The organism is Bartonella sp. TT121SHDZB (genome assembly GCF_042193415.1).
Lineage (GTDB): Bacteria > Pseudomonadota > Alphaproteobacteria > Rhizobiales > Rhizobiaceae > Bartonella.
The window spans coordinates 1-2,888 of the sequence record NZ_JBHILR010000028.1 but is presented as its reverse complement, the minus strand read 5'-3'; the positions used below and the strand labels follow the sequence as shown (position 1 = coordinate 2,888).

The following is a 2,888-nucleotide window of genomic DNA, read 5'->3' as shown; positions in this document are numbered from 1 at the left end:
TTATCCACAGATCATGGGGTTATGCACCCCATATCTTAAGATTGACCCGTGACATAAGCCGCCCATTTATCCATATAGACACGGCGCTGTTCTAAATAATCAGTACGACGATAGGCACGCTCTACTTTACCGCCGACCGTATGAGCTAAAATGGTTTCAGCGACCTCATAGGGGGCATTGGTTGTTTCAGCAAGCCAATCGCGTAAACTAGAACGAAATCCATGGGGACGTGCTTCAAGTCCAATCTGTTGCATATATTGTGACATGCAATTCTCACCAAGGGGACCCCGACCGGTTGCAGAAAAAAAGAAATCATTGCGAGAAAGCCCGCGCGCTTGCTTTAAAATGTCTAATGCCTCTAATGATAAGGGGACGCGAAATTCTTTTGTTGTATCACGCTTTCCTTTCATATTTTCAGCAGGAATTGTCCATATATCCCCATCAACTTGATCTTTATGAATATGACGCAAAGGAAAAGTACGAACGCCTGTAAGAATAAGCAAACGCAAAGCTAAATGTGTCATTGTTATCGTTTTACTGAGTGTCTGATAAAAGGCAGGGACATCTTTCCAATCCATCGCTGGTATATTTTGCGTTTTATGAAGTTGCTTGCCTAAAAGAGCGCGTGCTTTTTCGGTTGCTTGTAAATCAACATCCAATCCTAAGGCAGCCGCATGTTTGAGACAAAGATTAAGACGGTTCAGTGCTTTCTCTGCTGTTGCAGCTTTTGAATGCCAAATGGGAGTAAGAATATTGCGTATCTCAGTTTGTGTAATCTCAGAAACGGGTAGGCAACCTAATTTGGGGAGAATATAAAGCCGTAAAGGTAAAAACCAGTCCCCAGCCTTACCATTATCTTTTAATTCAGCTTTACGACTTTCAAAAGTATCCAAGGCAATATCTTTTAAATAATGGAGATTGCTTATTGCTTCACGCTTTTGTTTATTGCGTTCTTTAATGGGGTCACGACCCTCATGCAAAACAGAACGCCATTGGTTTGCTAATTCACGTGCTTTTTTTAAAGAGACATGTCTTAAAGCACCTAATCCCATTTCGCGACGGCGTCCATGAATGGTATAGCGGTAAAGCCATTGAGCACCTCCATCTTTACGTTTGTGAAGAAGCAAGCCAGCTCCATCATTATATTTGCCAACTCCCAATGTTGCGACAGATCTTGCATTAAGACGGTTCATAAGAGCCATTTTAGTCCTTTCTTGTATAAATTTTACCCATACACCAGCCCCGCTTTTGACGTGCAAGCAAGTGATATGAATTGATTCAATCTGAGAGGGTTTAGAATAAGAAAATCTTACTATATTCGGGGCTTTAATTCAATATGCAAAACAGTGAATTATATATATAAATCAATGTGTTGCTAACGCCCGACGCCCTTATAGGGTGTTAATTGAAAACTTTATTACGTTAAGAAAGAATTTAAAATGAAAAATTCTCAAAATACAATTTCCTCGAACATTTCAAATGAAACTGCATCTGTTAATCAACAAGAGCCTGCAAAAAAATACGAATTTACAGGTGAGACAATAGAGGTTGGCTTTAAAACCCTTCATAGAATTAGAGCTTTAAGAGATTTTGGAGACGTCAAAAAAGGTGAGTTAGGCGGGTTTATACAAGGTGAAAGTAATTTATCACATGATGGCAATTGCTGGGTCGGAGGGAAAGCCAAGGTTTATAGCAATGCACGGGTTTACGATGATGCCGTTGTAAGTGACTATGCTCATGTAAACAATGTTGCTTGCATTTATGAAAACGCCCGTGTTTATGGCAAGGCGGTTGTGGCTGGCAATATTTATGGCAATGCTCATGTGTATGGCTTTGCACGTATTTATCCGGATGCTCATATTTTTGGTAATGCTCATGTTCATTATTACGCTTGTGTTTTTAATGATACAAAAATTTATGATAATGCGAAAATTTCCGGATATGCTTGTATTTTTGCAAATGTAAAGATTTTTCGCAATGCGGTCATTAAAGGTGACACTTGGGTTCGCAATAATATTGAAGTCTGTAGTAAAGAAATTGTCTATAATGACCAGTCTATAAAAGACGCTGCGTAAATAAGACACGGGCGCGGCGGGGGCGCCCCCCTTTAAACATTTCATTCAAAAAATTTAAATCTATTTATAAAGGAATTGTGCTATGCAAAAAAAGTTTGCACTCACAAATGAAACGCGTGTAATTAATAATCATACCCTTTATCGCATTAAAGCATTAAAAGACTTTGCTGATGTTAAGGCTGGTGCCTTGGGTGGCTTTATTGAAAAGGAAGATAACCTCTCTCATGATGGTAATTGCTGGGTCTATGATGAGGCTTGTGTTTATAATAATGCTCATGTTTCTGATCACGCTACAGTCTGTGATCACGCTAGTGTTTTCCATAATGCAAAAATTGAAGGCAATGCTAAAGTTTTTGATTGTGCAAAAATTTATGACAATGCAAGAGTTGCTGATCATGCCTTGGTTTTTGGAATAACTTATGTTTACGATCATGCCTGCGTTTTGAATCATGCTGAGGTATCTGACAGGGCTGTTATAAAAGGTCATGCTAAAATCTATGATAACGCTTTATTGACTGGCTATGCGCAAGCTTATGGCAATGCAAGAATTTATGACAATGCTCAAGTTTGGTTTTTTGCTGTGGTTGGTGATGATGCTTGTATTTATGAAAATGCAAAAATTACAGGCTATACATACATTTGTGATCAAGTGAGTGTTTTTGGCAATTCATATATAGATACCAAAAAATTGAATGGTCATATCAAAATTTGTGATCAAACCATAAAAGACGCTGCATAAATAATGCGCGGGCGCGGCGGGGGCGCCCCTCTCTCAATTTTCCATTCCAAATTTTATCAAACGTTTATCACATT

At 38.8% G+C, this 2,888-nt stretch carries 3 protein-coding genes; 2 read left to right on the top strand and 1 reads right to left on the bottom strand.

Going from position 1 to position 2,888, the window contains the following annotated elements; genetic code table 11:
- Positions 1 to 35: 35 nt before the first annotated feature.
- Complete coding sequence (locus ACFIKI_RS08250) at positions 36 to 1,202, bottom strand: tyrosine-type recombinase/integrase (protein ID WP_375666731.1); 1,167 nt, start codon at positions 1,200 to 1,202, stop codon at positions 36 to 38.
- Positions 1,203 to 1,439: 237 nt separating this feature from the next.
- Here ACFIKI_RS08250 and ACFIKI_RS08245 point away from each other — a divergent pair, with 237 nt between their 5' ends.
- Together ACFIKI_RS08245 and ACFIKI_RS08240 are read left to right on the top strand one after the other, a co-directional pair.
- Positions 1,440 to 2,075, top strand: coding sequence for a hypothetical protein (locus ACFIKI_RS08245; protein WP_375666729.1), 636 nt, complete (start codon positions 1,440 to 1,442; stop codon positions 2,073 to 2,075).
- 82 nt (positions 2,076 to 2,157) lie between these two features.
- Positions 2,158 to 2,814: a hypothetical protein gene (locus ACFIKI_RS08240; protein WP_375666728.1), complete on the top strand. Its 657-nt coding sequence runs from the start codon at positions 2,158 to 2,160 to the stop codon at positions 2,812 to 2,814.
- The last annotated feature ends 74 nt before the right edge of the window (positions 2,815 to 2,888 follow it).